General features: G+C 68.0%; 1 protein-coding gene. It reads right to left on the reverse strand.

The genetic code is table 11. The features are described 5' to 3' along the window. Positions 1 to 88: 88 nt before the first annotated feature. The gene (locus tag ACIQVZ_RS42445; protein WP_402458549.1) at positions 89 to 1,210 is read right to left on the reverse strand and encodes an IS30 family transposase; all 1,122 of its coding nucleotides are present in this window, start codon (positions 1,208 to 1,210) and stop codon (positions 89 to 91) included. Positions 1,211 to 1,592 lie beyond the last annotated feature (382 nt).

Below are 1,592 nucleotides of genomic sequence, written 5' to 3' on the forward strand. Positions count from 1 at the left end.
TCGCCAGCCCAGTCTCCCTGCACCCGCAACAGTCTGGCCCCACGCGAAAGCACGTGGGGCCAGAACCTGAAAGATCTTCAGCGATCTCCTAGGCCGCGAGCAGTTTATGCAGGCGCTCGGCTGGGGTCTCCCAGCCGAGCGTTTTGCGTGGGCGGCCGTTGAGTTCGGCTGCGACGCCGGCCAGGTGCTCGGGGGTGTGAACGGCCAGGTCGGTGCCCTTGGGGAAGTACTGGCGGAGCAGGCCGTTCGTGTTCTCGTTCGAGCCGCGCTGCCAGGGACTGGCCGGGTCACAGAAGTAGACCGGGATGCCGGTGGCGACGGTGAACGAGCCGTGGGCGGCCATCTCGCTGCCCTGGTCCCAGGTCAGCGAGCGCACCAGGTGGCCGGGCAACGTCTGGACGGTCTCCACCAGGGCGTTACGGACGTGTTCGGCGGTGCGGCCATGGGGCAGTTGGAGGAGCATCACGTAGCGGGTGGCGCGCTCGACCAGGGTGCCGATCGCGGAGGCGCCGTCCTTGCCGATGATCAGGTCACCCTCCCAGTGGCCGGGAACCGCGCGGTCATCGGCCTCGGCTGGACGTTCGCTGATCATGACCATCGGGGTGGCGAACCGCGGCTGGCGGCAGGCCGCTTGGCGGTGAGGCCTGCGGCGAGCGCGCCCAGTGCGCAAGGCGGCGGCCAGCTCGCGACGGAGCTCGCCGCGTCCTTGGACGTAGAGGGCCTGGTAGACCGTCTCGTGGACCACGTGCATCTCCGGCCGCTCGGGGAACCTGTCCCGCAGAGCCTGGCAGATCTGCTCCGGGCTCCACTTCTTGTCCAGGTGGTTCTGGATGAAGTCCCGCAGCTCGGAGTTCCGGCCGATCTTCCCGGGCTTGGGTCGGGGCCGGCGGGCATCCGCGCGAGCCTGCGCGGCGTGAGGGCGGTACTGGCCGTTGCCCGGGTGCCGGTTGCGCTGGATCTCCCGGCTGACCGTCGAAGGGCTGCGGCCCAGCTCGGCGGCGATCGCCCGGACGCTGGCCTTCTCGCGCAGCCTGTCAGCGATGTGGATCCGATCGGCCTCGCGCAGGTACCGGGACGGCCCGTCCTCCGGCAAAGGCGCGTGGATCGGCGGATACGCCTTTTCACCGCCCGACGCGTTACGGCCGTTGCGCCACCGCTTGCCGGTTCGCGAGTTGATCCCGACGCGTCTGCACGCTTCCTGGCTGCTCAGACCCTGGTCCATGAGCCGGAAGTATTCCTCCCGCTCACGGACCAGGATCCTGCGGCCCTGCGGCGCCATCCGGTTCTCCCGGATCTCGAACATTGCACCCCTTGAGCTGGGGTGTTGCAACGATCCCTAGAACCTAAGAAGCACGTGGGGCCAGAACCTGAAAGATCTTCAGCGATCTCCTAGGCCGCTACGTCCGGGATGGCCAGGTGCCATCAGCTGCACCAGGAGCGGTCGTAGGACCGGCGGGCGTGGAGGCTACCGACGCCCGCCGACCTTCGGATCAGTCGCTTAGGGCTTGCAGATAATCAACACATCTCTTTGGTGTTGCTCTGAGGAGTCGCTGCGGGCTCGTATCTGGGCATGTGTACGGGCAGGAGTGGGG

The sequence above is a fragment of the Kitasatospora sp. NPDC098663 genome, from assembly GCF_044760075.1.
Taxonomy (GTDB): domain Bacteria; phylum Actinomycetota; class Actinomycetes; order Streptomycetales; family Streptomycetaceae; genus Kitasatospora.